This is a genomic window from Kribbella orskensis, assembly GCF_004342085.1.
In the GTDB taxonomy this organism is placed as follows: Bacteria; Actinomycetota; Actinomycetes; order Propionibacteriales; family Kribbellaceae; genus Kribbella; species Kribbella orskensis.
The window spans coordinates 60,019-81,364 of the sequence record NZ_SLWM01000020.1; the positions used below are offsets into that span (position 1 = coordinate 60,019).

Sequence of the window (21,346 nt, forward strand, 5' to 3'; positions counted from 1 at the left end):
ACCACCGACATTTGGTCTGGAGTATGAGCACCGATTACTACGCCGTCCTGGGCGTCAGCCGTGACGCCTCACCGGACGAGATCAAGAAGGCCTACCGCAAGCTGGCCCGCCAGTACCACCCGGACGTCAACGACTCCGAGGACGCGCACAACAGGTTCCAGGAGATCGGCCGCGCGTTCCAGGTGCTGAGCGACCCGCAGAAGCGGCAGCTGCACGATCTCGGCGGCGATCCCTTCGCCAGCGCGGCAGGAGGGGGACCCGGCGGTGCCGGCTTCGGCCAGGCGTTCACCTTCACCGACATCATGGACGCCTTCTTCGGCCAGACCGGCGGGGCGACCCGCGGGCCGCGGCCGCGCACCCGGCGGGGTCAGGACGCCCTGATCCCGCTGCGGATCGACCTCGGCGAGGCGGCCTTCGGGACCACCCGCGAGCTGAAGGTCGACACGGCCGTGCTGTGCCCGACCTGTTCGGGATCCGGCGCGGCCGCCGGGTCCGAGCCCGTCACCTGCGAAATCTGCCACGGACGCGGCGAGGTGACCCACACCCAGCGCTCGTTCCTCGGTGAGGTCCGGACGATGCGTCCCTGCCCGAACTGCCGCGGCTTCGGCACGACCATCCCGAACCCGTGCGTCGAGTGCGCCGGCGACGGGCGGGTCCGCTCCCGCCGTACCGTCACCGTCAAGATCCCCGGTGGCGTCGACAGCGGCACCCGGGTGCAGCTGTCCGGCCAGGGCGAGGTCGGCCCCGGCGGCGGCCCGGCCGGCGACCTGTACGTCGAGATCGAGGTCGAGCAGCACGAGATCTTCACCCGCAACGGTGACGACCTGCACTGCACGGTCACGCTGCCGATGACCGCGGCCGCGCTCGGCACCACGATCGACCTGCCGACGCTCGAGGGTGAGCCCACTCCGCTGGAGATCCGCCCCGGCACCCAGTCCGGTACGGCGATGACGCTGACCGCGCGGGGTGTTCCCCGGCTGCGGCACGCGGGTCGCGGTGACCTGATCGTGCAGGTGATCGTCGAGACCCCGACCAAGCTGGACGACTCCCAGGCCGCACTGCTCAAGCAACTCGCCGAGGCACGGGGCGAAGAGCGTCCGCAGGGTCAGGTCCAGGCCGCGCACAAGGGTGTCTTCGGACGCCTGCGCGACGCTTTCGGCGCGCACTGAAAACGCCTACGGCCGCGCGACGATGGGACTCGCCGTCTTCTACCTGCCTGACCTGTCCGGCCCGGAGCTCGTGCTGGACGGCGCCGAGGGCCGTCACGCGGCCGTCGTACGACGGATCGCACCGGGCGAGCGGATCCGCCTGACGGACGGGCGCGGGTCCTTCGCGGAAGGGTCGGTGACGGCCGCTTCCAAGACCGGGCTGACCGTGTCCGTGGAGCACCGCGGCGAGGTCGCTCCGGCGAGCCCGCGACTGGTCGTCGTCCAGGCGCTGCCGAAGGGGGAGCGGGCGGAGCTCGCGGTGGAGATGCTCACCGAGGTCGGCGCGGACGTGGTGGTCCCGTGGAACGCGGAGCGCAGCCAGTTCCGCGCCAGTCCCGAGCGGGTGGCAAAGACGCTGACCAAGTGGCAGGCCTGGGCCTTCGAAGCCAGCAAGCAGTCGCGGCGCTCGTGGTTCTGCGAGGTCGCGCCGATCGCCTCGACCGCGGAGGTCGCAGGGCTGGTCGGAAGCGCCGGACTCGCGGTGGTGCTGCATGAGGAGGCGAAGGTGCCGTTGGCGTCGCTGGAGGTGCCGGCTGAAGGGGACGTCGTCATCGTCGTCGGTCCCGAAGGCGGCATCTCGCCTGCCGAGCTGGAGGCCTTTGACGTGGACCCGGTCCGCCTCGGCGAGACCGTGCTGCGGACCTCCACTGCAGGCGTAGCCGCTGCAGCAGCCCTCCTCGCCCGCTCCCGCTGGACCTGACCTGACCGAGCGGCGGCCGCTCCCGGCATGGACCCGCACCTGGACTCACCCGCACTGGAACTGACCACGGACGACTCGCGCTGGAATCGAGGAGGACCTGGATGGACTCGACGGACTGGCTGGAGTGGCACACGCCGTACGAGGACGAGACGTCCGAGCTGAGCGGGCGGCTGAGATCGGTCCAGCGCGGCATCCGTGCGCATCTCGACGCCCGTCCGGACGGCCCGATCCGTGCGATCAGCGCCTGCGCCGGCCAGGGCCGGGACCTGATCGAGGTGCTCGCTGCCCATCCGGCCCGCGACCGGGTGACCGCCCGGCTGGTCGAGCTCGATCCTCGCAACGTCGCGGTCGCCCGCGCGGCAGCGACCGCCAACGGCCTGACCAGCGTCGAGGTGATCGAGGGTGACGCGGCTGCGATCGACAGCTATGCCGACGCGGTGCCGGCCGACCTGGTGCTGTTCTGCGGCGTCTTCGGCAACATCGTCCCGGCGGACGTCGAGCGCACCGTCCGCGCCCTCCCACAGCTGTGCACCCCCGGCGCCACGGTCATCTGGACCCGCGGCCGCCACGACCCCGACATCCGCGACACCATCCGCGCCTGGTTCACCGACACCGGCTTCGAAGAACTCTCCTTCGACGCCCCCGACAACGTCGAGTGGTCGGTAGGCATCAACCGCCTGACCACCACCCCCCACCCCCTCGAACCAGGCCTGCGGCTGTTCACCTTCACCCACTGACCCGCTCGACGGTTACTTCACGAAGATGGTCTTCGAGTCGGTGTCGGTGATGTGGCCGTCTTCGCCGGAGAGCATGAAGACTTCGAGTTGCCACTCGCCGGGGGCGAGCTTGGTGGTGAAGGTGAAGGGGGAGAACTTCATGCCCTCCTGGGTGTTCGTGTAGTTCTTCACGACCGTCTTGGTCTTCAGGTTGGTCGCCTGCCAGTTCACCGTGGCCTCGTACGCCGCGGCGGTACCGCGCACGGTGACCGGGCTCCGGACCGTCGCCTTCTGCTCGGGGGACTCGATCCACACCAGCGCCTGGACGTCCATCGCCTGAGCGCGGCTCAGCGGCTGCCCGGACAGGGCCTGTCCGAACAGTTCCCGGGTGGCTTGCCCCTGCTCGGTCACCAGGATCTGCTGGCTGGAGTCACCGAGCACGGCCTGGACCGTGTAGACGAGTTGCTGGGTGGCGATGTTCGCAGCGGCCGGATCGAGTTTCTCCCGCGGCAGCAGCTTGAAGTCAACCGTGACGAGGTCGCCGGACTTTGTCACCGAGTTGACGGCCGAGCCGATCCAGGGTGAGTAGTAGTCCGGGTCGGAGGACTTCTCGCTGGTCATCGTCCGGACCGCCTCCAGGGTCGGCCGGCCGCTGATCCTGGTGAAGGTCCGGTAGAGCCGCACGCCGGCTCCGGTGTCGTTCCCGATGGTCCTGCCGACCCAGTAGACCGGGACGGCCCTGGCCTTCACCTCGGCCTCGGGGACGCCGACCGTCTTCGGGGGCTCGGTGGACGAGTTGATCGTCTGTGACGGCTTGGCGGACGGCATCGAGGTGGGCAGTGCCGACGGGCCGGCGGAGGCCTCGGTGCTCGGCTGGATAGTCGCGCTGGCCGTGGCGCTGGGGCTGCCGGCGACCTCGGGCTGGTCGGCGTTGCGGGTGTTGTCGTCGAGCAGCGTGAACGCGCCGACCGCCGCGGCGGTGCCGACCACGGCTGCGCCGACGGCGAGCGCCCAGGGCCTCCGGTTGACCGGCTTGCGCTGGTCCCGGACCCGGGCCTGGATCTCGTGCAGGCCGTCGGCCGGTTCGATCCGGTCGGCCTCCTCGGCCAGGGCCCGGCGCATCAGCTCGTCGAACCGGTCGTCAGGGTGGTCGTTCATATGCTCTGCTCCAGGACCTGGCGCAGCGACTTCGTCGCCCGCGCGGCATGGCTCTTCACGGATCCCCGGCTGATCCCCATCGTGTCGGCGATCTCCGCCTCCGAGAGATCCCCGTAGTACCGCAGCACCATCACGGTGCGTTGCTTCTCCGGCAGCTTCCGCATCGCCTCGATCACCCTGTCTGTCTCCGCGGTTCGCAGTACCGCCTGCTCCGCGCTGGGCTCGTCCGGCAGCGTGCGTGGGGTGTGCTTGTCCACCACCACCAGGTGCCGCTGTCGGGACCGGCAGCGGTTCACCACGGCGGTGCGCAGGTAGGCGAGGGCCTTGTGCGGGTCGCGCAGCCGGTGCCAGCGGCCGTGCATCGCCACGAAGGCGTCCTGCACGATCTCCTCCGCCGCGCCGGTGTCACGCAGCAGCAAGGCGCCGAGGCGGACCAACGACGTGTAGTGCGCCGTATAGACAGCCGTCAGCGCCTCGTCTGCATCCCACGAGGACTCATGTGCCACGCACTCGTCATACACCACAGCCGGTTGTGCCACGTGACAGAGACGCGGAGGCGGCGTTCCAGGTTGACAACATCTCCGACCGGCAGGGGAGACTCGCCTCCACATTGGTCGGGGAGGCCGGATGAGGCAGCACGGCGACGGAAGCTGGTCAGGCCACCGGGAGGTCACCTACCTGGCAGTCGACCGCCTCAGCCGCACCCGCGACTGGCAGGCAGAACGCGACCGCCGAGCCGCCCTGGAACACGGCCCCGCTGAAGCCCGCCGTACCGCGGAAATGGGGTGGGGTGGGGTCTCGCCGGGGGTGTGCGGGGGTTTATCGGGTGGTGCTGTCGGAGCGGGCGGCTAGCATGGTCGGACACGTACACCCGGCATCAGGAGGAAAGGCTGTCCAGGCCACGCAGTATCGAGCCGTCGCACCCGGATGCGGCGCGCGCTGACCGCAGCGCAGCAAGTGACGGCCACAAGGCGTCCCACAAGATCGTCGTGCCGAACAGCATCGACATGGTGGCCCTGCTCGGAGCCCGGGACGAGTTCCTCCGGATCGTCGAGAAGGAGTTCGACGCCGACATCATGGTCCGCGGCAACGAGATCACGCTGAACGGCGAGCCGGCCGAGCTGGCCCTGGCCGAGCGGCTGATCGACGAGCTGATCGCGGTCGTCCGGACCGGCCACGGGCTGACCGCGGACTCGGTCGAGCGCAGCATCGTGATGATCAAGGCCGCCACGGTCGAGAGTCCCGCGGACGTGCTGACCCAGAACATCCTGTCCAGCCGCGGCCGCACCATCCGGCCGAAGACGCTGAACCAGAAGCGCTACGTCGACGCCATCGACAAGAACACGATCGTCTTCGGCATCGGCCCCGCCGGTACCGGCAAGACCTACTTGGCCGTCGCCAAGGCCGTGCAGGCCCTGCAGGCCAAGGAGGTCAACCGGATCATCCTGACCCGGCCGGCGGTCGAGGCCGGTGAGCGGCTGGGCTTCCTGCCCGGCACGCTGTCGGAGAAGATCGACCCGTACCTGCGGCCGCTGTACGACGCGCTCCACGACATGCTCGACCCGGAGTCGATCCCGCGGCTGATGACGGCCGGCACGATCGAGATCGCGCCGCTGGCCTACATGCGTGGCCGGACCCTGAACGACGCCTACATCATCCTGGACGAGGCGCAGAACACCTCGCCGGAGCAGATGAAGATGTTCCTCACCCGGCTCGGCTTCGGCTCGAAGATGGTCGTCACCGGCGACGTCACCCAGGTGGACCTGCCGACCGGGACGAACTCGGGTCTGCGCGTGGTCCAGGACATCCTGGAGGGCGTCGAGGACCTGACCTTCTGCCGGCTCACCTCGCACGACGTCGTCCGGCACAAGCTGGTCGGGCGGATCGTCTCGGCGTACGAATCGTTCGAAAGTGACGCTGAGCTCAAGAGATGAACGTAGAGGTCAACAACGAGTCCGGCGTCGAGATCGACGCAAACGGGCTGATGCGGCTGAGTCGCTTCGTGATGTCGTCGCTGCGCCTGCACCCGGAGTGCGAGCTGTCGATCAAGCTGGTCGACGAGGACACCATGACGCGCTACCACGTCGAGTTCCTGGACCTGCCGGGACCGACCGACGTGATGTCGTGGCCGATGGACGAACTCCGGCCGGGCACTGACTCAGAGGACGACTCTGATGCTCCGCTCGGCCACCTCGGTGACATCGCGCTCTGCCCGACGGTCGCTGCCGCGCAGGGCGCGAAGGCCGGCCACGGCACCTGGGCCGAGCTCGAGCTGCTGACGGTGCACGGCATCCTGCACCTGCTCGGTTACGACCACGCCGAACCCGCCGACAAGGCAGAGATGTGGGACGTCCAGGGCCGCCTGCTGGAAGCATGGCGTGCACCGGGAAATAGTCTCGGACAGTGACACACAGGGACTCACAGGCTCGGACAGGGATGACCCTCCAGTGACCTACGACGACGGCGTTCTGCTGGTAGTGGCCGCGGTGCTGGTGCTGCTCGCGGGCTTGTTCGCCGGCGCGGAGGCGGCGCTGTCGTCGTACTCGAAGGTGCGCGCCAACGAGCAGGTCGAGCAGGGCAACCTGCGCGCGGTGAAGCTGCGCGACCTGCTGTCCGACGCGCCGCGCTACCTGAACACGTTGCTGCTGGTCCGGCTGACATTCGAGATCACCGCGATCGTGCTGGTCACCCAGGCGCTGTCGAACGTCTTCGCGGTGACCTGGCAGCACATCCTGATCACCTCGGTGGTGATGGTCGTCGTCTCGTACGTGATCATCGGCGTCGCGCCCCGCACCCTCGGCCGGCAGCACTCCGACCGGTTCGCGATCCTCTCGGCCGGCCCGATCATGGCGCTGACCAGCGTGCTCGGGCCGCTGCCGAAGCTGCTGATCCTGATCGGCAACGCGCTCACCCCGGGCAAGGGTTTCGCGGCCGGCCCGTTCGCGACCGAGGCCGAGCTGCGCGCGCTGGTCGACCTGGCCGAGCAGTCGTCGGTGATCGAGTCCGGCGAGCGGCGGATGATCCACTCCGTCTTCGAGCTTGGCGACACCATCGTCCGCGAGGTGATGGTGCCGCGGACCGACATGGTCTACATCGAGCGGCACAAGAAGCTCCGCCAGCTCACCTCGCTCGCGCTGCGCAGCGGCTACTCGCGGATCCCGGTGATCGGCGAGTCCCTGGACGACATCCTCGGGGTGGTCTACCTGAAGGACGTGATGCGCCGCGTGTACGACAACGCGCAGTCCGAGTCGACCGAGCGGGTCGAGTCGGTGATGCGCCCCTGCATGTACATCCCCGACTCCAAGCCGGTCGACCAGTTGCTGCGCGAGATGCAGGCGGCCCGGATGCACGTCGCGATGGTCGTCGACGAGTACGGCGGGACCGCCGGCCTGGTCACCATCGAGGACATCCTGGAGGAGATCGTCGGCGAGATCACCGACGAGTACGACGAGGCGCCGGAAGCGGTGCAGGCGTTGTCCGACGGGGCGTACCGGGTCTCCAGCCGGTTCCCGATCGACGAGCTCGGCGAACTGTTCGGCGTACCGCTGGACGACGACGACGTCGACACCGTCGGCGGGCTGATGGCCAAGCTGCTCGGCAAGGTGCCGATCCCCGGCGCCCAGGTCGAGATCGAGGGCCTCGGGCTCTCGCTCACCGCGGAGCGGCCGTCCGGTCGCCGCAACCAGGTCGGTACCGTGCTGGTCCGGCGGGGAGAGCTCGCCGACCAGTCCCAGGACAGCAACCACCAGACCGCCTGACTTCCCCAAGACCCCTGACACCCAGACCGCCTGACCCCCAAGGATGTGACCTTTGTCCGCTGACCTCCCGGCCGAGGACGCCAAGCTCGTCACCCTGGCGCGTGCCGCCCGGGCCCGCACCCGGGCCGCGGAGGGCGCCTCGGTGCGCGACACCGACGGCCGCACGTACGCCGCCTGCACCGTGCAGCTGGACACCGTCCGGCTCAGCGCGTTGCAGCTCGCGGTGGCGATGGCCGTATCGTCAGGGGTGAAGGGGATCGAGGCCGCCGCGGTGGTCACCGAGGCCGATGAGGTCGATGTCGAGGTGGTCCGCTACTTCGGCGGCGCCGCTCTTCCGGTAGTCGTTGCCAATGGCAACGGAGAGGTTCGTGATGTCGTCCACACCTGAGCAGTCCCCGGCGACCGGCGGCGAGTTCCGCTCCGGTTTCGCCTGTTTCGTCGGCCGGCCGAACGCGGGCAAGTCCACCCTGACCAACGCATTGGTCGGTCAGAAGATCGTGATCACCTCGTCGAAGCCGCAGACCACCCGGCACGCGGTCCGGGGCATCGTGCACCGCCCCGACGCGCAGCTGATCCTGGTCGACACCCCCGGTCTGCACAAGCCGCGCACGCTGCTCGGCGAGCGGCTGAACGACCTGGTCAAGACCACCTGGGCCGAGGTCGACGTGATCGGGATCTGCCTGCCGGCCAGCGACAGGATCGGCCCGGGCGACCGGTTCCTGGTCACCGAGGCAGCCAAGGTGGCCAAGACCCCGAAGGTGGCGCTGGCGACCAAGGCGGACCTGGTCTCGCCCGAGCGGATGGTCGAGCACCTCTCCGAGATCCAGACGCTGGGGGAGTCCGTCGGCATCGAGTGGGCGTCCGTCATACCGGTGTCCGCCACCTCGGGGTACCAGATCGACACGGTGGCCGACGAGTTGGTGAAGCTGCTGCCGGCCGGTCAGCCGCTCTACCCGGACGGCGACGTCACGGACGAGCCCGAGGAGATCCTGGTCGGTGAGCTGATCCGCGAGGCCGCCCTGGAAGGCGTCCGGGACGAACTGCCGCACTCGATCGCCGTCACTATCGACGAGATGGGCCTGCGCGAGGGCCGTCCGGACGACAAGCCGCTGCTCGACATCTACGCGAACATCTTCCTCGAGCGGGACAGCCAGAAGGGCATCGTGATCGGGCACAAGGGCGCCCGGCTGCGCGAGGTCGGCGCGAACGCCCGCCGCCAGATCGAGGCCCTGCTGGGTACGCCGGTCTACCTCGACCTGCACGTGAAGATCGCCAAGAACTGGCAGACCGACGCCAAGCACCTCCGCAAGCTCGGCTTCTGATGGAAGTGCTGACCAACCCGGCGTACTACGCGCTCGCCGGAGCGCATGCCGGTCTGGCCGAGGTCAAGGGGCGGGCCCGTCGCTACCCCGCGCAGGTGGCGCCCTTCCTCGGGCTGCCGGATGACGTGACCGACCAGGACTGGGCGGACGCGGCGGCGCTGGTCGGCACCGGGAACGTCGCCGCGCTGATGCGACCGGAGCTGCTGGTTCCTGATGCCTTCAAGGTCGTCCGCGTCTTCGATCTTGTGCAACTGGTGGCCCCGGAGTCGTTCGGCGCCGTCGACACGGACGCCGTCGGGCTCGGTTCCGACGACCTCGCGGACATGGTCGCGCTAACGACTCTCACCGAGCCGGGGCCGTTCCGGTCGCGGACGATCGAGTTCGGCGGGTATCTCGGCCTGCGCCGCGGCGGCGACCTGATCGCGATGGCCGGCGAACGATTCCGCCCGCCCGGGTACGTCGAGATCAGCGCCGTCTGCACCGATCCGAAGTACCGGGGGCAGGGGCTCGCCAGCCGGCTGATGCGAGCGGTTGCCGCCGGCATCGAAGCCGAGGGCAACCGCCCGTTCCTGCACGCCAGTGGCACCAACGTCAACGCCATCCGGCTCTACGAGGGCCTCGGCTTCAGCGTGAGCAACCGGATGGCGGTCACCCTGGTCGAGCCGCTCTAGCAGCTCACGGAACTGCTGTCAGAGCGACTTCTGGTAGGCCATCGCGCGGGCGACGATGCGGTAGCCGAGCTGCTCGTTGATGGCGATCATGTGGTTGTTGGACTCGGCGTTCCAGGTGTCCAGCTGAGCCAGCGCCGGTTCGGCCTCGCGCATCCAGAGCAGCATCCCGGTCTTCACCAGCGCGCCGAGGCGGTGACCCCGGTGCGCGCGGTCGACCGCGGTGTCGTGCTGCTCGCCGATGTGCGGACGCTCCCGCTCCACCGTGACTGTCGAGTGCCCGGCCAGCGCTCCGGTGGCGCGCTCGCGGGCGATCACCCGGTACACGGTCCGCTCGTGCGCCAGTTGGGCCTCTTCGTAGGCGCGCAACCTCTCCGGGCTGAACTCGTCGTCCTCGACGTCGAGGTCGTCCTTCGGCGCATCGTTGATCGAGGCGGTCAACGCGACCATGTCCTCGAGCATCTCCTCGGGCAGGCGACCGGTCACCCGGACCAACTCGTAGCCTGACGACGCCCGTACTGCCTCGTCGTACAGCTTCTGCACGGTGGTCCAGTCGAGGCCGGCGATGTCCTGCCGCCGGTTCACCTCGATCGCCTTGCGCTCGAACCCGTACCGCCGGGCGAACGCGTCCGCCTTCGGCAGGTCCCACTGGCTCAGGCCCATGGAGGTCCGCCCGGCGCCCCGCGCCAGCTCCTCGGCGTACGCGATCAGCTCTCCGCCGATGCCGCGGCCGCGGTGATCCGGATGGACGTCCACCCCGCACCACGCCAGGTGGGTGTTGTCGTACGTCGGCAGGTGGACGGTGAGCTGGCCCACCAGGACGCCGTCATCGTCGCGCGCCAGATAGGCCTGGCCGGGGTTGCCGTCCCAGCCGTACTTCAGGTGGGCCGCGTAGCCTCGAGGGGTCGGCAGCACCGACTCCGGGCAGTCGACCTTCTCGGCGGCGGTCATCAACGCCACAGCATCCGCACACCCGACCTCGTTGTCGGGGGAAAGCCTCTTAGTGTCCACGAGCACAGCGTGGACCAGGACAGGCGATCACGGCGAGTCATTTACCGCCGGTCAAGAAGTTCCTGGGCCCAAGTTATCGCCGCTGCTCAGCCGGCCATGCCGTACACGTGGTCGATCGTCATGGTGAACAACAACCGCCGATCGGCCACCATGGCCCGCCGGTAATCGTCCCAGTCGGGGTGCTCGCCGGCCGCGTCCCGGTAGTTGGCGACCAACTGCTCGACCACCTCGTCCTGCTCGTCGGCCGCCACCGGGGTCAGCTCGGCCTTCCCCTCGACCACCACGTACGACCGCCCGCGCGGCCCGTTCACGTACAGACTCGCCCGCGGATCGCGCCGCAGGTTCCTGGTCTTCGCCCGGTCGTCGGTCAGCGAGATCCTGATCCGCTCCCCGTCGTAGAGGTAGGTGATGTTGGACAACTGCGGGCGCCCGTCCCGCTTGATCGTGACCAGTACACCCAGCCCGCTGCGCCCGAGAGTGCCAAGAAGATCTGAAGTCATGCCCCAAGCCTAGGAATCCGGCCAAAACGGCTCCCCGGCGGAGCGAATATCTCGGGGCCGATCGCTGTTATAACCCGGGGCGGTACCGCCCTGAGTTGAATCGGAAGGTTGTCAATGAGTACCCGCAGTGATGCGTTGGTCATCTTCGGCGTCACCGGAGACCTGGTTTCCAAGAAGCTGTTCCCCGCCCTGTACCAGCTGGCCCGCCGCGGCCGGCTCGGCGTACCGGTGGTCGGTGTCGCACGGTCGGCGTGGGATGACGAGCAGTTGGAGACGGCAGCCCGGAAGGCGATCGTCGAGGCCACTGGTGGAGACGTCGACGAGGACGCGTGGCGCGAGGTGGCCGGGGCGTTGAGCATGGTCACCGGCGACTACACGGATCCCGTGACCTATCAGCAGATCGCGCAGCGGCTGGAGACGGCCGAGCGCCCCTTGTTCTACCTGGCGATCCCGCCGACGGTGTTCGGTGACGCGATCGCGGGCCTCGGCGCCGCTGGTCTTGCCGCGCGCGGCCGGGTGGTCGTCGAGAAGCCGTTCGGCCGCGATCCGCAGTCGTCCCGGGAGCTCGACGCGGTCCTCCGGTCGACCTTCGATCCCGAGCGCATCTTCCGGATGGACCACTACCTCGGCAAGGAGGCCGTCGAGAACCTGCTGGTACTGCGGTTCGCGAACGCGCTGTTCGAGCCGCTGTGGAACCGCGACCACATCGCCAGTGTGCAGATCACGCTGGCCGAGGAATTCGGGACGCAGGGCCGCGCCGGGTTCTACGACCAGGCGGGCGCGATCCGCGACGTCGTGCAGAACCACGCGCTCCAGATCGCCGCTCTGCTGGCGATGGAGCCACCGGTGGCCGATGGCAACGATGCGTTCCGGCAGGCCCAGGTGGCCGTGCTGCACCAGATGCGCGCGATGACCACGGACTCGACCGTCCGGGGTCAGTACGCCGGTTACCTGGACGAACAGGGTGTCGCACCGGACTCCACCACCGAGACCTTCGTCTCCACCCGGCTGACGATCGACTCCCCGCGCTGGGAGGGCGTGCCGTTCTACCTGCGAGCCGGTAAGAGCCTCCCCGGTACTGCGACCGAGGTGGTCGTCGAGCTGAAGCAGCCGCCGCGCGGGCTGATCCCGAGCCACCTCGAGGTGCCGGACGCGAACCTGCTGCGCTTCCGCCTCGGGCACGACAGCGGCGTCGCGATCGCAGTACAGGCGAAGACGCCCGGCCCGCGAACGGAGAGCCAGCCGATCGACCTGCTCGTCGACTTCGCCACCGCCCTCGGCCCGCAGCAGGAGGCGTACGAGCGACTCCTCGACGACGCCATGGACGGCCGTCCCGAGCGCTTCGTCCACGAGGCCCTGATCGAGGAGCAGTGGCGGATCGTCGAACCGGTCCTCGACCTCCCCGACCAGCCCACCTCGTACGAGCGCGGCACCTGGGGCCCGTCGGTCGACGACACCGACTGGCACTCGGTCCACCTGCAGAACAAGCGCCGCTAGTCCCGAAAGCCTCACATCTTCGAGGGCTCGGACGTTCAACAGGTGAGGGTTGAATCGAGGAGAGGATTCGAGGTCATGAACAACCGCCACGCGGTGGTCGAGACCGAGTTGGGCGAGCTCACCCTGGTCGCGTCGGACGGCGCGCTCACCGGTCTGTACTTCCCGCAGCACTGGGTCAGGCCGGAACGCGCACAGCTCGGCGAAGAGGTTGCCGTCGACACCGATGTGCTGCTGTCGGACGCGGCGCGCCAGCTCGAGCAGTACCTCGCGGGCGAGCGCACCACCTTCGACCTGCCGATCGAGCTGTCGGGCGACGAGTTCCAGCGGCAGGTCTGGGCTCTGCTGGACGAGATCCCCTTCGGTGAGACCACGACGTACGGGGAGCTCGCGGAGCGGTTGGGCGACAAGTCGCTGGCCCAGGAGGTCGGCCAGGCGGTCGGGCACAACCCGGTCTCCATCATCGTGCCGTGCCACCGGGTCGTCGGGAAGAACGGCAAACTGACCGGCTACGCCGGCGGCCTCAAGCGCAAGCAGAAGCTGCTCGACCTCGAGGAGCCGGAGGCAGTCAGGGCCGAGCGCCTGTTCTGACGAGCGTCGATAATGCTCGGAGAGGTGATCAGCCGCTGACGCCGACCTGAGGAGCTGGATGACGCCGCCGTACATCGATGAGTCCGAACTGATGTCGCTGGTCTCGTGGAGCGACGCGATCACGGCGATCGCGGACGCGCTGTCCGCGGGGATCGCGTCAGGTCCACCCAGGAGCTCCCTGCCCACAGCGGGTGGGGAGCTCCTGTTGATGCCGGCCGCCACCGCTGAGGTCGTCGGGATCAAGCTGGCCGGGATCGCACCGGACAATCCCGCAGCCGGGCTGCCGAGGATCCAGGCGGTGTACGTGCTGTTCGACGCTGTCACGATGACGCCGCAGGCCTTCATCGACGGTACGGCGCTCACCACGCTGCGAACTCCGGCCCAGTCTGCACTGGCCGTCCGTGACCTGGCCGCGGTGGACGCGGAATCGCTGGTGGTCTTCGGCTCCGGGCCGCAGGCGTGGGGGCATGTGGAGGCGATCCGCGCGGTGCGGCCGATTCGCAAGGTCACCGTCGTCGGACGCAACCTCGAACGAGCGCAGGCACTCGTCGATCGGATCCGTGCCGACGACCTGGTGGCTGAGGTTGGTACCGCCGAAGCTGTTCGTAGTGCCGATGTCGTGGTTTGCGCGACCACGGCTCGGCAGCCGCTCTTCGATGGCGAGCTGCTCGCCGACCACGCCTGCGTCGTCGCCGTCGGGTCGCACGAGCCGGACGCTCGCGAGCTCGACGACAAGGTCTTCAGCCGTGCGCGTCACGTGATCGTGGAGGAGCGCGCGACGGCTCTGCGCGAAGCCGGCGACGTCATCCAAGCCATCGCTGCCGGTGCTCTCGAGGCGGACCGCCTGGTCGACATCGTCGATCGGCCGCGGATGCCACCCGCCGACGGAATCACCGTCTTCAAGGGCGTCGGTATGGCCTGGCAGGACCTGGCCGTCGCCAGTACGGCGTACTCGGCCTGGCGCGTGCGTCGGCCGCGGTAGCCCTCGAGCTGTTGCCCGGCCCACCTGAGCGGATCACTTGGAGAAGTGCGTCACCGGTCTGGTCAATGCCTTGCCGTCGATCGTGATGTCCACCTTCTCGTTGTAGAAGGCGATCAGACCGGCGATCGGCTCCAGCGCCGCAGTGGTGAAGTCGTAGGCCCAGGCCAGGTCCTTGTGGAGGACGTCACCGGAACGGACCGACCAGTACCCGGTGGTCTGTCCCTTATAAGGACACGCCGTGACGGTGTCCGACCATTCGAGGTGGCTGAAGTCGACCTCGGTGCGGTTGAAGTAGTACCGGGTCGGGAGCCCCGTCTCGAAGACCATCACGGTCGAGGAGGAATCAGCGAGCGGCAAGCCGTCCAGCTCGACCCGGACGTGCCGGGTGGAACGGAGCGCGTCGACCCTGGTGTAGGGATCGCGAGGATGGACGAAGACCTCCTCGTCCTCCTCGTACCACGCGTCCAGCGCGCTCCACTCGAACCGCACGGTGCCGGACAACCCGGTGACCGCGTCGTCGCCGTACAGGCGGGCCGCCTCCGGACGATGGATGTCGCCGACCCGCAAGGCCTGCCGGCGAGCGGTGCCACGCTTCAGCTTCTGGACATGGTCCTCGTCGACGAGCACGCCGGGTTTGACGTCCTCCACCGGGATGTAGAACTGCGGGTAGTTCGGCCACTCCCACACGTACAACGCCCGGGTCGTGTCGATCACCACCTCGTCGCCGACCATCGCCCGCACCCGCCGAGGCACCGGCTCCACCCGGTCGACCGCGGTACTCATCGCTGGGTAATCCTGCATCGGTCACTCCTAGTGCCCTGCGTCGGAGGTTTGAGGTCCTCTTCGATGATCACACCGCCGCCGTGCCGGTTCATGAGCGGCTCCCTGGCATCGACCGCGGGTTGAGTCGGGAGGCGCGCAAGTGGAGGTAGCGCTGTTCGGGGAGGCTGGCGGTAGTCCGGGCGGCCCGAAGGTAATGGTCGCGGGCTCGACCGCTGTCGCCGGCGAGTTCGAGCAGGTGGGCGCGGACGGCGTCCAGGCGGTGGGTGGTCTTGTCCTCGTCGTTCCAGGTCTCGAGCAATGCCAGGCCGGCCCGCGGACCGTGGACGTTCGCAAGGGCTACCGCGCGGCTGAGGGTGACCATCGGCCCGGGCGCGACGTGCTCCAGGGTGGTGTAGAGCGCCAGGATCTGTGGCCAGTCGGTGTCGGCGGCCGTCGGTGCTTCGTCGTGTACTGCGGCGACCGCGGCCTGGATCTGGTACTGGCCGACCGGGAACCGCCCGAGGGTCTCGGTCAGCAACGTGATGCCCTCCTGGATCGCAACCTGATCCCAGAGTGAGCGGTCCTGGTCCTCCAAAGGGATCAGCGAGCCGTGGCCGTCGGTCCGGGCCGGGCGGCGCGCGTCGGTGAGCAGCATCAGGGCGAGCAGGCCGGCCACCTCGCCGTCGGCGGGCATCAACCGACGGAGCAGTCTGGTGATGCGGATGGCCTCGGTGGACAGGTCGACCCGGTGCAGGGTGGGCCCCGAGCTCGCGGTGTATCCCTCGTTGAAGATCAGGTAGAGCACGCTGAGCAGTGCTCCCAGGCCGGCGGCGAGATCCTTCGGGCGCTCGAAGGTGTGGCCGATACTCTGCTTGGCCCGGCTGATGCGCTTGGCCATGGTCGCCTCGGAGACGAAGAAGGCGCCGGCGATCTCCTTCGTGGTGAGACCGCCGACCGCCCTGAGCGTCAGCGCGATCTGTGCGGCAGGCGCGAGGGTCGGCTGACAGCAGAGGAACAGCAGGGTGAGCGTGTCGTCGGCATCCGCCGGTTGCTCGTCCGCACCCGGGACCGGGAAGGCGCGGGGCTGTGAGTCGCCGGCCCGCTCTTCACGCTGCCGACGGGCGCTCTCACGGCGCCAGTGGTCGACGAGAGATCGGCGGGCGACGGTCAGGAGCCATCCGCGCGGGTGGCTCGGAACACCCTCACCCGGCCATTGGGTCAGGGCGGCGAGCAACGCCTCCTGGGTGGCGTCCTCGCAGCTGTCGAGGTCCCCGTACTGCCGGGCGAGCGTGGCGAGGACCTGCGGGGCGAGCTCGCGCAGCAGGTCCTCGACAGGTTGCTCCATGGTGGATCGTCACATCTCCGGGGGCTGGTCCATGAGCTGCCGGACCTCCATCGGGAACTCGATGAAGTCGACCACGGTGGAGGCGATCTCCAGCGCCCGTTGCTCGGTCGCCTCGATGATCCAGTAGCCGGCCAGCGACTCCTTCACCTCGGCGAACGGACCGTCCGTCGGGGCGGCCTTCGACGCGACGTACCGGACCGTCTTCGCGGCGGCGGGGTCCATCAGCTTCTGGCTGTCGACGAGCTCGCCGGACTCCCGGAGCTCCGCGTCGAGGCCCATCAGCAGCTTCTGCATGTCGCTGATCCACTCCGGCGACCGGTCCTGCAGGGTCTCGCCCATGCCGCCGAACATCATGATCATGTACTTCATCGGCCATCTCTCCTCGGGCTGCGTCCGGTCACGGTGTACCGGCTCGCCCAGTGATCGGAGCTGACACCCGATTCTGGACAGAACAGGACGAAATTCACCAGCGCTACGAGGCAGCCCGAGTTGCAGCCCGGCTCGACGGGCAGGCGGATCCACCTCCGCTGTAACGCCTGAGGGCTCTGGCGGCGCTGAGTCTTCACAGACATCCTGGCCACGGAGGACAAACCGAGATGCCCGAGACCCAGCACAACGACCGGCTCTCGCGCGGGTACCGCTCGTCCTGCTGGCGCTGGCAGGTTGTTCGCCGACTGGCGGCTTGTAAGGCGCCAGCGGCCGGACAGCCCGCCATCGGGACCCCGATCACCGGCCCAGACCGGCTGGCGTGCAGTCATGGGGACCGGGGACACCTTGTGGGGGCCTGGGACACCTTTCGGGGAGCCCGGGAGCCCGGGAGCCCGGGAGCCCGGTGCGGTTGTGGGGACCGTGGACACCTTGTGGGGGCTGGGGACAGGTTGGTTCGTGTCCGAGGTGCCGAGTTGGTGTCCGAGGCCCCGCCTTGGTGTCCGAGGTGCCACTTTGTGCATCGGGTGAGCAGCCGGAGCGCGGGGGTCTGCTCAGGCGGTGCACAAGGTGCCGGTTTCGCGGGACTTGCCGCCGCCCCGTCCGGCCGGGGGAGTTTCCTCGCGCGGGACCTGCTCAGCTGGTGCACAAAGTGCCGTTGCAGAAGTTTCTGCCGCCCCGGGGTCCGGCTGAGTGTCAGGGGGGCGGCACTTTGTGCACCGGTTGAGTGGCCGGGGCGCCGGGATCTGCTCAAGTGGTGCACAAGGTGCCGGTTTCGGGAGTCTCCGCCGTCCCCCGCCGTCGCACTGGCGCTGCTCAACCAGGACTCCTCGGGTGCCGTGGGGCCTGGTCAGGCCTCTTCGTCGGGGCGGGGCGGGAGAGTGGGGTAGTCGATCATCGGGTAGAGACCGACGGTGAAGCCGTAGGTGGAGTCGCCGGAGCGGGGGAGCTTGTCGAACTCGTGGATCACCTGGTCGACGCGTTTCCAGAACTCGGCCGCGCGTTCCTCGGGGATCCGGGCATGCCGGATGAACGAGCGCAGCTGACCCAGGTCATAGGCGGTCGCGGACTCCTTCGCGGCGACCTCGAAGTCGTTGAAGTCCTTCGGGAGCTCCTTGCCGTCCGAGCGCCGCCGGCCCAGGCCGATGTAGAACATCCGCGCGGCGCGTCCGTAGTACCGCTCCTCGATCGCTCTGACCCGCCTGGTCCGGACGACGCGCAGCAGGCCGGCGTCGGCGAGGACGTTGACGTGGTGCGCGACGGTGCTCTTGGGCCGTTTGACCGCGGCGGCCAGCTCCGTCACGGTCGCGGCGCGCTCGTGCAGGAGGCCGAGGATCGTCGTCCGGAGCGGGTCGCTGATCGCCCGCACCTGCTCGGCCGTGGTGAGTTCGACGGTGTCCTCGAGGTCGTAGTCCGGGACCGGGGGGTTGATCGCCATGATCGGATTAGACTAGCATCATGGTTCGTTCGAAATATTTGGATCATTCACGCCCGAAAGAGAGCAGACCATGGCCGAGGTAGTGCTGTACCACCACGCGCAGGGACTGACCGAGGGGGTGCGGGCCTTCGCCGATGAACTGCGCCAGGCAGGTCACACCGTGCACCTGCCGGACATGTACGAGGGGAAGACCTTCGGCACCCTCGACGAGGGACTGGACTACGCGCGGCAGACCGGCTTCGGCACGGTCAGTCAGCGCGGGATCGACGCAGCAGAGGGGCTGGGCGACGCACTGGTCTACGCGGGCTTCTCACTCGGCGGCATGCCGGCCCAGGAGCTGGCCCAGACCCGTCCGGGTGCCAAGGGAGCGCTGCTGTTCCACTCGTGCGTCCCGGTTTCGGAGTTCGGCGAGGCCTGGCCCGAGGGTGTTCCCGTCCAGGTGCACGGGATGGACGCCGACCCGTTCTTCACCGAGGAGGACGGCGACCTGGCCTCGGCCCGCGCTCTCGTCGCCTCCACCGACCAGGCAGAGCTCTTCCTCTACCCAGGAAAGGAGCACCTCTTCACCGACTCGTCCCTGCCGGCCTACGACAAGGACGCGACCGCCCTCCTGATGACCCGGGTGCTCAGCTTCCTCGAACCGATCCGCTGAGCTCCCCAGTTACTGCAGGAAGGTTGAGAGAACCTCGGCGGACTTGCGGCCGTCGTGCAGTTCCTTGACGTACTGCGGTCCGGCGGCGGCTGCTGCCCGGGCCGGTCCTCGCTGGGAGACGAGTTGCTCGATGACGTCGCTCAAGGTGTCCGGGGTTGCCTCGACGATGGGGAGTTCCAGCGGGAGCAGCTCCCGGACATGCTTGGCGACGTGGCCGACGGTGACTCGTCCGGCGGCCATCGCCTCTACCGCGAAGGCGCTGTAGGCGCCGAGCAGCAGTTGATCGACGACGATGTCCGCGTCCCGGACCAGCTTGGTCAGCTCGGCGTGGGAGACACCTTCGACCCGCTGGTACTCGATCAGGCCCTTCGACTGCAGTTCCGTGAGGACGGCGTCGATGTCGGCCGTGCCCTTGAGAGCTGTCTTGGACAGCGCGTGCAGGACCACCGGCCTGTCGCGTTCGAGGACCGGCTGGGCCGGAGCGTCGTCATCCAGGTCCACGACCGCGGGCAGCCAGACGCTGCCTTCGACGAACTCGAGCAGGTCGGGGGTGGCGACGAAGCGCGGTCCTGCGTAGTCCTTCAGGTGCGCCTGCATCAGGTCGACGGCGACCTGCAGCTGGGTCGTCGCCTCGTCCTCACGGTCGGTGAACGGCGAGTGCGGGTAGACCTCGGCGTGCCGGCGCGGGTCCCGCACCTCCGGCCCGTGGAAGATCACGCCGTGCTTGATGCCCGCGGAGTCGAGCACGGGCAGGTCGTTGCCGAACCAGGCGTCGGACGACTGACCGAGGATCGGCCTGCCGCTCTCGAACAGCACGTGAGAAACGTTGTGCAGCAGGTAGTCCGCGGTCTCCGCCCGCCAGGCGGCGCTCGACTTGTACCGCTCCCGCTTGACGGTCCAGTCGGCCGGGAAGTCCTGGAGGCCGGCCTCGATCCGCATCGACACCGCCGACCTGCCCGGGTTGTTGCGCTGGATCGCCTTGGCCCACTGGCCTGCCTGGCCCGCGGTGTTGGCGGGGCCGATGAAGACCTGCCGTGCGGCCGGCTGAGCGGCATCCACCGGCAGTTCCCTGCCGACGAGGTCGGCGTACAGGTTCCGCAGCTGGTCGGCCTGGCCTTCCCAGGAGACCTCGCGGCGGAGCTCGACGTCGCCGGCCCGCTCCCGGTACGGCGCCGGGTCGGCCAGGATGCGGGAGACCTTGGCGGCCAGGTCGGTCGGGTTCTCGACCTCGAAGACCTCGCCGATCTTCGTCTCGTTGACGAACTCGGTCAGGCTCGGCATGTTGCTGGTGACCACGGGCAGCCCGGCGAAGATGTACTCGAACACCTTGTTCGGCAGGGCCATCTCGTGGCTGGGGAACCGCAGGATCGGGATCAGCCCGATGTCGGCGGTGCGCAGGAACGAGGTGACCTCGTCCGGCCCGACCGGCTCGACGTAGTGCACCCGGTCCTCGACGCCCAGCGATTCCGCCAGGGTCCGCAACTCGTCGACGGGCCGCATCTTCGTGGTCGGCACACAGACCACGGCGAGGTGGACACCGGGGAGCTGGGGGAGCGCCTGGACCGCGGTCTCGACGCCGCGGGCGCGGGTGACGCCACCGCTGTAGACCAGCAGGGGAACGTCGTCCGGCAGCCCGACCTGACTGCGCAGGTCGTCGACGTCGGCCGTGCCCTCGAACTGGCTGGGCGTGTTGATGATGACGGTCGGCTCACGGTCGAGCCGGTGCTCGGTCTGCAACCTGCGCGCGATCGCCGGGCTGACCGTGATCACCCGGTCGGCGCTGCGGATGTACTCGCGCTCGTGCTGGGCCCAGGCGGCGATGAAGCGTGGCGTCCGCGGGTGGTACCTGGACAGGCCCGGAACGTATTCGTGCGCGTCGTAGACGACCTTCATCGTGCGGCCCCGCAGCGATGCGCGACCGGCGGCGCGGGTGGCGACGCCGATCAGGTGCATGTCGTGGGCGTGCAGCACGTCCGGCGCCAGCTCGTCGAGCACCGGACCGAAGATCTTCTCGTAGTCGTAGGCCTCGGGCACGACCTTGCGCCAGTTCACCGGCCGCTCGGTCTTGGCCTGGACGTCGTCCCAGGTCTTCCAGCCGGACGCGAACAGCTTGTTCTGCCGGCGGGTCAGGCCCTTGCGGACCGTGATGCTCTGCTGGCCGAGCCGCAGCCTCCGCTGCCGCAGCCCGCGGCCCACCACCCCGAGCTTGTAGCCCAGCGCACCGGCCGATCCCGCCTTGCGGTCCGCGGCGGCTCGTCCGGACTCGGCCTTGAGATCGGCCAGCTTGGCGTCGATCCGGATCTGCTGCACGACCGAGTCGGCGGTGAGGCGGTACCCCACCAGCGGAAGCCGGCGGGCCCGCCGCTGCTTCCGCCGCCGGATCCGGTCGTCCCGCAGGGGAAAGGCGCCCTGCAGCCGCATCATCACGACCCGGTGGTCGAGGGAGTCCAGGTTGGCCGCGCTGCCGGCCGAGGCGACGCCGAGCAGCGTGACCCGCACATCGGTCTGCGCCAGCGCCACTGCTTCCTTGATCACCCGCGCGTCGTTGCTGATGTCGTTGGCGACCATCATCACCACATGCGGCTTGGCCGGCGTCGACTTCTCGGACACCCGGT

Annotated in this window: 22 protein-coding genes; 13 read left to right on the forward strand and 9 right to left on the reverse strand. The window is 69.0% G+C overall.

Going from position 1 to position 21,346, the window contains the following annotated elements; genetic code table 11:
- Positions 1-23: 23 nt before the first annotated feature.
- The 3 genes from dnaJ (at position 24) to EV644_RS34715 (ending at position 2,645) form a co-directional block, all read left to right on the forward strand.
- The gene (gene dnaJ, locus EV644_RS34705; RefSeq protein ID WP_132194266.1) at positions 24-1,169 is read left to right on the forward strand and encodes a molecular chaperone DnaJ; all 1,146 of its coding nucleotides are present in this window, start codon (positions 24-26) and stop codon (positions 1,167-1,169) included.
- Positions 1,170-1,191: 22 nt separating this feature from the next.
- Positions 1,192-1,908 carry a 16S rRNA (uracil(1498)-N(3))-methyltransferase gene (locus EV644_RS34710; RefSeq protein WP_132194264.1) on the forward strand — a complete coding sequence of 239 codons (717 nt, stop codon included), beginning with the start codon at positions 1,192-1,194 and terminating at the stop codon, positions 1,906-1,908.
- Positions 1,909-2,009: 101 nt separating this feature from the next.
- The gene (locus tag EV644_RS34715; RefSeq protein WP_132194262.1) at positions 2,010-2,645 is read left to right on the forward strand and encodes a methyltransferase domain-containing protein; all 636 of its coding nucleotides are present in this window, start codon (positions 2,010-2,012) and stop codon (positions 2,643-2,645) included.
- A gap of 12 nt (positions 2,646-2,657) precedes the next feature.
- On the opposite strand, the gene EV644_RS34720 is transcribed toward EV644_RS34715, so the two are convergent.
- Together EV644_RS34720 and EV644_RS34725 are read right to left on the reverse strand one after the other, a co-directional pair.
- The gene (locus tag EV644_RS34720; RefSeq protein ID WP_132194260.1) at positions 2,658-3,782 is read right to left on the reverse strand and encodes a Gmad2 immunoglobulin-like domain-containing protein; all 1,125 of its coding nucleotides are present in this window, start codon (positions 3,780-3,782) and stop codon (positions 2,658-2,660) included.
- Positions 3,779-4,288, reverse strand: a complete 510-nt coding sequence (locus tag EV644_RS34725) for a SigE family RNA polymerase sigma factor (protein WP_241999207.1) — start codon at positions 4,286-4,288, stop codon at positions 3,779-3,781. Before EV644_RS34725 ends, EV644_RS34720 begins: the two co-directional genes overlap by 4 nt.
- Before the next feature lie 501 nt (positions 4,289-4,789).
- Here EV644_RS34725 and EV644_RS34730 point away from each other — a divergent pair.
- From EV644_RS34730 to EV644_RS34755, 6 genes are read left to right on the forward strand one after another with little or no spacing between them, the layout of a single operon-like run.
- A complete protein-coding gene (locus EV644_RS34730; protein WP_241995638.1) occupies positions 4,790-5,716 on the forward strand; it encodes a PhoH family protein in 927 nt (308 codons plus the stop codon).
- Positions 5,713-6,189 carry an rRNA maturation RNase YbeY gene (gene ybeY, locus EV644_RS34735; RefSeq protein ID WP_132194258.1) on the forward strand — a complete coding sequence of 159 codons (477 nt, stop codon included), beginning with the start codon at positions 5,713-5,715 and terminating at the stop codon, positions 6,187-6,189. The genes EV644_RS34730 and ybeY overlap by 4 nt, the downstream gene beginning before the upstream one ends.
- 40 nt (positions 6,190-6,229) lie before the next feature.
- Positions 6,230-7,540: a hemolysin family protein gene (locus EV644_RS34740; RefSeq protein WP_132194256.1), complete on the forward strand. Its 1,311-nt coding sequence runs from the start codon at positions 6,230-6,232 to the stop codon at positions 7,538-7,540.
- A 52-nt stretch (positions 7,541-7,592) separates the two neighbouring features.
- On the forward strand, positions 7,593-7,928 hold the full coding sequence (locus EV644_RS34745; RefSeq protein WP_132194254.1) for a cytidine deaminase-like protein: 336 nt from the start codon (positions 7,593-7,595) through the stop codon (positions 7,926-7,928).
- Entirely contained in the window at positions 7,912-8,862 is a 951-nt protein-coding gene (gene era, locus EV644_RS34750; protein ID WP_132194252.1) for a GTPase Era, read from the forward strand. Before EV644_RS34745 ends, era begins: the two co-directional genes overlap by 17 nt.
- Positions 8,862-9,533: a GNAT family N-acetyltransferase gene (locus EV644_RS34755; protein WP_132194250.1), complete on the forward strand. Its 672-nt coding sequence runs from the start codon at positions 8,862-8,864 to the stop codon at positions 9,531-9,533. Before era ends, EV644_RS34755 begins: the two co-directional genes overlap by 1 nt.
- An 18-nt stretch (positions 9,534-9,551) precedes the next feature.
- On the opposite strand, the gene EV644_RS34760 is transcribed toward EV644_RS34755, so the two are convergent.
- Together EV644_RS34760 and EV644_RS34765 are read right to left on the reverse strand one after the other, a co-directional pair.
- Positions 9,552-10,541 carry a GNAT family N-acetyltransferase gene (locus tag EV644_RS34760; RefSeq protein WP_241999205.1) on the reverse strand — a complete coding sequence of 330 codons (990 nt, stop codon included), beginning with the start codon at positions 10,539-10,541 and terminating at the stop codon, positions 9,552-9,554.
- 86 nt (positions 10,542-10,627) lie between these two features.
- A complete protein-coding gene (locus tag EV644_RS34765) occupies positions 10,628-11,041 on the reverse strand; it encodes a PPOX class F420-dependent oxidoreductase (protein WP_132194248.1) in 414 nt (137 codons plus the stop codon).
- A gap of 114 nt (positions 11,042-11,155) precedes the next feature.
- Here EV644_RS34765 and zwf point away from each other — a divergent pair, with 114 nt between their 5' ends.
- The 3 genes from zwf to EV644_RS34780 all read left to right on the forward strand — a co-directional run bounded on the left by zwf (position 11,156) and on the right by EV644_RS34780 (position 14,108).
- A complete protein-coding gene (zwf, locus tag EV644_RS34770; protein ID WP_132194246.1) occupies positions 11,156-12,538 on the forward strand; it encodes a glucose-6-phosphate dehydrogenase in 1,383 nt (460 codons plus the stop codon).
- Between the two features lie 75 nt (positions 12,539-12,613).
- Positions 12,614-13,126: a methylated-DNA--[protein]-cysteine S-methyltransferase gene (locus tag EV644_RS34775; protein WP_132194244.1), complete on the forward strand. Its 513-nt coding sequence runs from the start codon at positions 12,614-12,616 to the stop codon at positions 13,124-13,126.
- Positions 13,127-13,184: 58 nt separating this feature from the next.
- The gene (locus EV644_RS34780; protein ID WP_132194242.1) at positions 13,185-14,108 is read left to right on the forward strand and encodes an ornithine cyclodeaminase family protein; all 924 of its coding nucleotides are present in this window, start codon (positions 13,185-13,187) and stop codon (positions 14,106-14,108) included.
- A gap of 33 nt (positions 14,109-14,141) precedes the next feature.
- On the opposite strand, the gene EV644_RS34785 is transcribed toward EV644_RS34780, so the two are convergent.
- From EV644_RS34785 to EV644_RS34800, 4 genes are all read right to left on the reverse strand, one after another.
- Positions 14,142-14,909: a DUF427 domain-containing protein gene (locus tag EV644_RS34785; protein WP_132194240.1), complete on the reverse strand. Its 768-nt coding sequence runs from the start codon at positions 14,907-14,909 to the stop codon at positions 14,142-14,144.
- A gap of 70 nt (positions 14,910-14,979) precedes the next feature.
- Positions 14,980-16,215: an RNA polymerase sigma factor gene (locus EV644_RS34790; protein WP_132194238.1), complete on the reverse strand. Its 1,236-nt coding sequence runs from the start codon at positions 16,213-16,215 to the stop codon at positions 14,980-14,982.
- Positions 16,216-16,224: 9 nt separating this feature from the next.
- Positions 16,225-16,584, reverse strand: coding sequence for a YciI family protein (locus tag EV644_RS34795; RefSeq protein ID WP_132194236.1), 360 nt, complete (start codon positions 16,582-16,584; stop codon positions 16,225-16,227).
- Between the two features lie 907 nt (positions 16,585-17,491).
- Entirely contained in the window at positions 17,492-18,079 is a 588-nt protein-coding gene (locus EV644_RS34800) for an ArsR/SmtB family transcription factor (protein WP_132194234.1), read from the reverse strand.
- Positions 18,080-18,113: 34 nt separating this feature from the next.
- Here EV644_RS34800 and EV644_RS34805 point away from each other — a divergent pair, with 34 nt between their 5' ends.
- Complete coding sequence (locus EV644_RS34805; RefSeq protein WP_255511409.1) at positions 18,114-18,731, forward strand: dienelactone hydrolase family protein; 618 nt, start codon at positions 18,114-18,116, stop codon at positions 18,729-18,731.
- Between the two features lie 9 nt (positions 18,732-18,740).
- Here the strand turns inward: EV644_RS34805 and EV644_RS34810 are convergent, their stop codons facing one another.
- Complete coding sequence (locus EV644_RS34810; protein ID WP_132194230.1) at positions 18,741-21,341, reverse strand: glycosyltransferase family 4 protein; 2,601 nt, start codon at positions 21,339-21,341, stop codon at positions 18,741-18,743.
- Positions 21,342-21,346: the final 5 nt, after the last annotated feature.

What these genes read in the sequence shown, in the direction of transcription:
- EV644_RS34720 (WP_132194260.1), bottom strand. Translation starts at nt 3,782, where the DNA reads ATGAACGACCACCCTGACGACCGGTTCGACGAGCTGATGCGCCGGGCC.
- EV644_RS34780 (WP_132194242.1), top strand. Translation starts at nt 13,185, where the DNA reads ATGACGCCGCCGTACATCGATGAGTCCGAACTGATGTCGCTGGTCTCG.
- EV644_RS34790 (WP_132194238.1), bottom strand. Translation starts at nt 16,215, where the DNA reads ATGGAGCAACCTGTCGAGGACCTGCTGCGCGAGCTCGCCCCGCAGGTC.
- ybeY (WP_132194258.1), top strand. Translation starts at nt 5,713, where the DNA reads ATGAACGTAGAGGTCAACAACGAGTCCGGCGTCGAGATCGACGCAAAC.
- EV644_RS34715 (WP_132194262.1), top strand. Translation starts at nt 2,010, where the DNA reads ATGGACTCGACGGACTGGCTGGAGTGGCACACGCCGTACGAGGACGAG.
- EV644_RS34730 (WP_241995638.1), top strand. Translation starts at nt 4,790, where the DNA reads ATGGTGGCCCTGCTCGGAGCCCGGGACGAGTTCCTCCGGATCGTCGAG.
- EV644_RS34775 (WP_132194244.1), top strand. Translation starts at nt 12,614, where the DNA reads ATGAACAACCGCCACGCGGTGGTCGAGACCGAGTTGGGCGAGCTCACC.
- dnaJ (WP_132194266.1), top strand. Translation starts at nt 24, where the DNA reads ATGAGCACCGATTACTACGCCGTCCTGGGCGTCAGCCGTGACGCCTCA.
- EV644_RS34785 (WP_132194240.1), bottom strand. Translation starts at nt 14,909, where the DNA reads ATGCAGGATTACCCAGCGATGAGTACCGCGGTCGACCGGGTGGAGCCG.
- EV644_RS34800 (WP_132194234.1), bottom strand. Translation starts at nt 18,079, where the DNA reads ATGGCGATCAACCCCCCGGTCCCGGACTACGACCTCGAGGACACCGTC.
- EV644_RS34710 (WP_132194264.1), top strand. Translation starts at nt 1,192, where the DNA reads ATGGGACTCGCCGTCTTCTACCTGCCTGACCTGTCCGGCCCGGAGCTC.
- zwf (WP_132194246.1), top strand. Translation starts at nt 11,156, where the DNA reads ATGAGTACCCGCAGTGATGCGTTGGTCATCTTCGGCGTCACCGGAGAC.
- EV644_RS34755 (WP_132194250.1), top strand. Translation starts at nt 8,862, where the DNA reads ATGGAAGTGCTGACCAACCCGGCGTACTACGCGCTCGCCGGAGCGCAT.
- EV644_RS34795 (WP_132194236.1), bottom strand. Translation starts at nt 16,584, where the DNA reads ATGAAGTACATGATCATGATGTTCGGCGGCATGGGCGAGACCCTGCAG.
- EV644_RS34765 (WP_132194248.1), bottom strand. Translation starts at nt 11,041, where the DNA reads ATGACTTCAGATCTTCTTGGCACTCTCGGGCGCAGCGGGCTGGGTGTA.
- era (WP_132194252.1), top strand. Translation starts at nt 7,912, where the DNA reads ATGTCGTCCACACCTGAGCAGTCCCCGGCGACCGGCGGCGAGTTCCGC.